The following is a 7258-nucleotide window of genomic DNA, read 5'->3' as shown; positions in this document are numbered from 1 at the left end:
TATCTAACGATTAATCCAATAAATATAAGTATTTTTTACAAAATAAAAAGCACTTTATTCTTTTTCAATAAAGTGCTACATTTGCATTTACAATTTACAAACATAAAAAATAAAAAATCTTTTAAATAAAATTATTTTAAAACATTGTTATTAAATGGCTAAAATAAAAATAATATTATTCAAAGATTTTACTTTAGTTTATCATTTTATCTTTCAACAGTATTTTCTTCTACTGCATCATTTTAATTTTCTGTGATATTTTTATACACATCGCTAACTTTTGTTGAATCTAACTTTGGAACTGTAATAATTGTTTCTTTTCTTAATTCTGGAACTGGTTTTGCTGGTGGTAAATAATCATAGATTGGTTCATTTTTAGAAGATGGAATATTATCATAAATTGGCTCAGGAATTGCCTCATAAATTGATTCATAAATTGGCTCATCATTTAATTTAATCGAAATTTCATAACCATCTTCATCTTTAGTACTATCATTATTTAAAAAAGTTCAAGATATATTAGTTAAAAAACCTGGTTCAAAATTTAAATTTTGCTCTGAATCAGTAATTTTTCGATAACTTTCCATTGTTTATATTAAATTATGTGTGTTTTTTGTTGCAATTTGTACTGATTGCTTTTTACTAAAACCTAATGCTCTTGCAAGTTTTTTAATGTGTTTTCTTGTATTTTTTAGAATTTTTTTTACTAATTTTTCAACTTTTACCATAGCACGCATAGTTTTTACCCTTTATCATTATTATATTTATTAAGGACTAACAAATATAAGCCATGTACTTTAAAAAACTATTTTTTAAATCATATACAACAACATACTACTATACTTAAATTATTTTGTCAATTTAGAGTTAAAACAAAGAAAATAAAAATGTATCAATTTGATACATTTTAAAAATTAGTTTGTGCCAAAAACATTTTTGAAAACTTCATCATATGTTCCAACTGGAATAATATTTAATGTTTCTTGCACTTCTTTTGGAATATCTTCAATATCTTTAATATTTTTATGTGGAATTAAAATTGTTTTTAAACCACTACGGTTGGCAGAAATTGATTTTTCTCGTAAGCCACCAATTGGTAAGACTTGTCCTCGTAAAGTAATTTCACCAGTCATTCCAATATCTTTCGATACTGGACGATTACTTAAAGCACTGATAATTGCTGTTGTTAAGGTAATTCCAGCTGATGGTCCATCTTTTGGTACTGCTCCTTCTGGAACATGAATATGAATATCATGTGTTTCAAAGAATTTTGGATCAATGTTAAATTTGCCAGAATTTGCTTTTACATAGTCTAACGCAATTGATGCTGATTCTTTCATTATGTCACCTAATTTTCCAGTTAACACTAATGAACCTTTTCCTAAGAAACTATTAACTTCAATTGGTAAAATATCACCACCAAATTGAGTATATGCTAATCCTGTTACAACTCCAACTTGTGATTCTTTTTCTTTTTTGGTATGTTCAAAACGACGTTTACCTAATAAATCATTAACAGTATCTGGTTTAACTTTTAAATTAACCATTTCTTTATTTAAGAACTTAACAATAAATTTCCGTGCAACAGCATTTAAATCTCGTTCTAACTGACGAACTCCTGCTTCACGCGTATAATATTTAATTATTTCATTAATTGCATCATCAGTAATTATTAATTGTCCATCTGCTAAACCATTATTACTTAATACTTTTGGAACTAAATAATCTTTTGCAATATGGAATTTTTCCAATTCAGTATATGATGATAATTGAATAATTTCCATTCGGTCAATTAAAGCTTCTGTAATATTATCATAATAATTGGCTGTTGCAATAAACATAACATCACTTAAATCATATGTTTCTTCTAAGTAGTGGTCAGAAAAGGTTGAATTTTGTTCTGGATCTAATACTTCTAACATTGCACTAGCGGGGTCACCACGATAATCTGATGCCATTTTGTCAATTTCATCTAATAAAAATAATGGATTTATTGAACCAGCACGTTTCATTGACTGAATAATGCGTCCTGGCATCGCTCCAATATATGTTTTACGATGCCCGCGAATTTCTGATTCATCTTTTACGCCTCCCAAGGCCATTTTAACAAATTTTCGTCCTGTTGCTTCAGCAATTGATTTTGCTAAACTTGTTTTTCCAACCCCTGGTGGCCCTACTAAACAAATAATTTGTCCTTTTAAAGATTTAGTCATTGTTTTAACGGCTAAATATTCAATAATTCTTTCCTTAACTTTATCTAAACCAAAATGATATTTATCTAACACTTCTTTTGCAAATTTTAAATCATTTTTTTCTTCTGTTTTTTCCCATCATGGAATTTGCATCATTCAATCAATATAAGTTCGAATAATATTTGATTCACTTGATGCTTGTGGTAATGTTTCGTAACGAGTGATTTCTTGTTCAATTCGTTCTTTAATATTTTTTGGAAATGGTTTTTTTGCTAATCGTTCTTTATATAATTTCATTTCGTCAGCGGCGCCATCAAATTCATCTAGTTCATCTTTAATTGCTTTTAATTTTTCTCGTAAGTAATATTCACGTTGTTGTTCATCAACTCGTTCTTTAATTTTTTTGCTAATTTTATTATCAATATCACTGGCTTGTTGTTTATTAACTAAATGATCAAAAATAATTTGAAGTCTTTTTTCAACATCTAATTCTTCAATAATTTCTTGTTTTTTTGCCACTGGAATAAATGGTAAAAATTGGGCAATTGTATCAACAACTTCATTCCCATCAACTGAATCACCAATTTGATCTAATAAATCTTCTGGCAAAATATCTTGTAATTCCATTAATTCTTTAATATTCGCTGTTAATTTTTCAACAATTTTATCTTCTGATTTAACAAATGATTTTAAAATATCAATATCAGCAGCATAAAATTCTCCTTTGCGTAAATCTAAAATTTTTACTCGATCAACTGCTTTAAAATTAACTGTTAGACTACCATCTTCCCATACTTTACGAATTTTTAACTCTGCTAAAATCCCAATTCGATAAATTTCAGATAATTTTGGATTATCTTCTAACGGTTTTTTTTGACTAACTAACACAATATGATTATCAAAATCCTTGCTAGCTGTATTTACCGCTAAAATTGATTTATCTCGTCCTACCTCTAATACTTGTTCAAATCCTGGAAAAATATAACTACCCCGTGTTACAAGAACGGGTACATTTTTTAATTGTGTTATTTTTGAATCCATCTTCAAAACACCTCCTGTTTCTTTTCTTCACTTATATTGACAATATCTTATCTTATTTTAAAAAATATCGCAATATAAATTTAAGTTACACAAAAATTATAACAAAAAAATTAGCACTTACCTATTGTTTATTATATCTTTACCCCAAAATTAAGGAATACCAGTTTAATAATTAATAATTTTCTTGTTATATCATAAAAAGAAAGAAAATTCAGCACTTTTCATGCTAATCCAGATTATCCTCCTATATAAAAAAACTAACAATAATGTTAGTTTTTATTCTATTCACCATTATTTTGATATAAAAAGGCAAATACCTTATCATGCATAACTTGTTCTTTTACTTGTTTGTCGGATACTAATTTTGTTTCTTTTAATGCTTTACCATCAATTCCAAATTGTTTTCCTAACTTTTCATATTGTTCATCAATTTCTGTCTCAGTTGCAGTAATATTTTCATTTTGAACAACTGCATCAACAATAACACCATTTTCTAAACGATTCTTAGCGTCTTTAAATAACTCATTAAAAATATCTTCTTCTGACATTCCTGTTCGTTTTTTATACGTTTTTATATCCATTTGTTGACCTTGTAACTTTTGTTCAAACTCATGTTTTAATTGATTTGCTTCTTTACGAATAATTGATTGTGGTAAAGCAATCTTTGAATCTTCTGCAATTAAGCGGAATAAATGGCCAATAAAATGATCATATTCTTGTTTTAATAATTGCTCATAAATATTATTTTTAACATGCGCTTCCAATTTAGCTAACGTATCAATACCTTTTAAATTAACATCTTTTGCTAATTCATCATTTAATTCTGGTAATTCTTTTGTTTTAACTTCCTTAATATTTAACTTAAAAATAGCAGGGGTTGATTTTAATTCTTTAACATGATAATCAGCTGGGAAAGTAACATTAATTTCTTTTTTATCACCTGTTTTTAAACCAATAATAGCTTCTTCAAAACCAGGAATAAATTGACCACTCCCAATTTCTAAAGTAAAATCTGTTGTTTTACCACCTTTAAATGGTTTTTCATCAACAAAACCTTCAAAATCAAAAATTACTGTATCTCCAGTTGTAATTTCTGTTGTTTTTGGTTTAAAAATTGCAAAACGATTACGCAATTGATTAATATTATCATCAATATCTTCTTTTTTAACTTCAATTTTTGTCTTTTTTAATTCTTTATCAGTAAAACCATTATACTTACTAATTTTAACTTCTGGTTTTAAATCAAATTCTAATTGTAAGATATACTCTGTTTTACTAATTTTTTGTACACTTGGAACTGGTGATGAAAATGGTTCAATATCTGATTTTTGATCAAACGCAAATTTATAAGCTTTATTAACAACTAAATGATGTGCCGCATCTAAAATTTTTGCTTCAGTTAGATGTTTTTTAATTAAATCAGTGGGTACTTTCTCTTTTCGAAAGCCAGGAACCTCTAATTGCTCTGCTGCTTTTTTTTCAGCTTTTTTAATATAATCTGTCCATTCTTTACCATCAATGGTTACATATCATTTTCCAATTCCTTTATCTTGTATTTTTTCCGCTTTAAATTTCATATTTTACTCCTTAACTAATTATTGCACATAATTTATTATAACAAAAAGAATGACTTTAAATAACTTTTTTCCCTAATTTATTTTGCTTTTTTGGTCTAATTCTAAATAATAATTTATTTTATAATTCTTGTTGGGTTAAGTAAGGAAGATATTTTTTTACTATTTCAACTTGAACTGTAAATTGTTCTGCCAGATCTTGGATTACTATTTCTTCACCATACATCCGATGACCTTGATATATAATTGCAATTGTTAATGCTTTTTCTTCATTATTTTCTAAAAAATAAGGATATAAGTTATAATAATATGTTTCTAGCAAATATAAACAAGTATGGTATAAACTAGGATTATCATTATAAACTCATTGGTCTAATAATTTCATTATGGTTTTAACTTGTTCATTTTCTTTATATGGTATTATTTGACTTGGATTCAAGTGAAAAATACCATTTGTTTTTTTCACTTCAAATATTTCTGTAATTTCTTGTTTTTTTAATAAGTATAATAAATAAATCTTTGCAAAATCAGTGACTTTTTTATTCATAAAATATTGACGAATTACTGGTAAAATTTGTCGTAAATTTTGGTCTTTTAAATATTGAAAAGCTAATAATTGAGTTTCCTCATCAGATGGATTCGCTAAAATATCACTAATTTTTGCTAATGTTCAAACTGTTGTTTCACTTGGCTTTTGTTCTCGAATTTTTTCATTAAATTCTTGCAATAATGTTGTTAATACTTTCTCAACTTGTTGAGGAATATAAGGCATCAGCAATTCATCATTAATTTTGATAAGTGCACCATTGTAATTATGATTACTAATTAATTCTTTAATTTCATTAATTAATTCATCATAATAATTTAATGGTGTTTGCATTTAATAAATCCTCCTTAGATAAAACAATCTTTTATATTATTATAACAATTTTAAAAAAATAAAACCTTATTTAAATGATTAAATAAGGTTTTTAATTTAATTACAATTTAAAAAATGGCGCCCACGGAGAGATTCGAACTCCCGACCCTACGCTTAGAAGGCGCATGCTCTCTCCTACTGAGCTACGTGGGCATACCATACAAATAATAACATAAATTAAAGAATATTTTCAAAAAAATAAGTTTGCTTTTTTAAAAATAAATTTCATCAATAATATTATAATCATGTAATACTTCTGTTACTTTTTTTGTTGGTTTTATTATTATAAATTGCTTTTGAAGGTGAATTACTGCACGATAAATTAAAATAAAAACAATACTATTAATCGTAAATTTCAATAAATTAAAAGGAATAACTATCGGTACTAAAATACTTTTAAATCATTGTACTGTTTTGTGGGGAAGATGTAAGAAATGAACATACATGTCATAAATAAATAATCAATTAAATAATGTCATTACAAATGAAGCAATAATTGTTGCTAAACTAACATTTATTGTTGTAATTAAATAATCAGCTTTTTTTGAAAAATTATTTTTAAAAAAGTGATTAAATCCTTTTTGTAAAAAATTATCGCCTAATCAAAAAACTAATAAAAAAATTAAATCTGCTAACATTAAAGCAAATACATCAATGGGAGTATCACCTAAATAAACCATTCGTAATCAACTAACACTAATAGTTAAAAAACTAGCATAAATAATACCAAACAAACGAAGAGATAATAACATTAAAAAATCAGTTAACTCAATTTTTAAAAATGGAGCAACGGGAAAAAATGTTAAATTCATTATTTTACTTAATCATGACAATAAAACATATAAAGCAATCACAATTGCCATTGCCACAATTCTTTTTGTATCTAAGTAAAATAAATTTTTTATTTTTGTTTGCATATTATCACCTTGTTTAATTATAAATTATTTTTAAAATATAGCAAAGTAAAAACTAATTGTAAAAATTATTCAGTTGGATGTAAAATGCTTTGTATATGATTCATACAAAGCATTTTACATCCAACAATTTATTCTGTTTCAGGTTTAACATTTCCTAAACCAATTGTTGCATTGTATTCATTTTTAGGAAAACTTATAGTAACTATAATGCGATTAAATCCTTCAGTTAAAATTGTAGTTTTATTAGTTTTTGCAATTGATATATTTTCACTAGTTAACTCTTTTACTAAGTTAACAAGTTTTTCTTTAATTTTAATATTTTTAATATCTTCTCTGTTTGTTATTGCCTCTATTGTATCTTTTTTTTTTTTTTTTTTTTTAATAAATTTTTTTTTTTTTTTTTTTATAAATTTTGTTTATAAATTTGGTATTGGCTAATTTCATAGATGGCAGTAAGGGTTATTTACATGGAAATAAAATGGCGTAATTAACGTTAATAACGCTGTAAATAACCAGTTATTTCCATGATTTTGTGTAAATAATGGTAAAAAAAAAATGGAAAAATGAGAAAAATATGAATTGTTAAAGAACTAATTACTCTTTTTATATCATGTT

Annotated in this window: 5 protein-coding genes and 1 tRNA gene; all 6 read right to left on the bottom strand. The window is 25.6% G+C overall.

Annotation, left to right across the window (positions count from 1 at the left end; genetic code table 4):
- Positions 1-242 precede the first annotated feature (242 nt).
- The 6 genes from D9R21_RS03660 to D9R21_RS03635 all read right to left on the bottom strand — a co-directional run bounded on the left by D9R21_RS03660 (position 243) and on the right by D9R21_RS03635 (position 6643).
- On the bottom strand, positions 243-587 hold the full coding sequence (locus tag D9R21_RS03660; protein ID WP_241568725.1) for a hypothetical protein: 345 nt from the start codon (positions 585-587) through the stop codon (positions 243-245).
- A gap of 327 nt (positions 588-914) precedes the next feature.
- Positions 915-3233: an endopeptidase La gene (gene lon, locus D9R21_RS03655; RefSeq protein ID WP_126821144.1), complete on the bottom strand. Its 2319-nt coding sequence runs from the start codon at positions 3231-3233 to the stop codon at positions 915-917.
- 281 nt (positions 3234-3514) lie between these two features.
- Positions 3515-4810, bottom strand: a complete 1296-nt coding sequence (gene tig, locus D9R21_RS03650) for a trigger factor (RefSeq protein WP_126821143.1) — start codon at positions 4808-4810, stop codon at positions 3515-3517.
- Positions 4811-4928: 118 nt separating this feature from the next.
- On the bottom strand, positions 4929-5687 hold the full coding sequence (locus D9R21_RS03645; RefSeq protein WP_126821142.1) for a DUF3196 family protein: 759 nt from the start codon (positions 5685-5687) through the stop codon (positions 4929-4931).
- A 115-nt stretch (positions 5688-5802) separates the two neighbouring features.
- A tRNA-Arg gene (locus D9R21_RS03640) sits at positions 5803-5879 on the bottom strand.
- A 59-nt stretch (positions 5880-5938) separates the two neighbouring features.
- A complete protein-coding gene (locus tag D9R21_RS03635; protein WP_126821141.1) occupies positions 5939-6643 on the bottom strand; it encodes an ECF transporter S component in 705 nt (234 codons plus the stop codon).
- Between the last annotated feature and the right edge of the window lie 615 nt (positions 6644-7258).

The organism is Spiroplasma endosymbiont of Megaselia nigra, from assembly GCF_003987485.1.
Taxonomy (GTDB): Bacteria; Bacillota_I; Bacilli_A; order Mycoplasmatales; family Mycoplasmataceae; genus Spiroplasma.
Note: the sequence above shows the minus strand (reverse complement) of the source record. Positions and strands in the feature narration are given on the sequence as shown.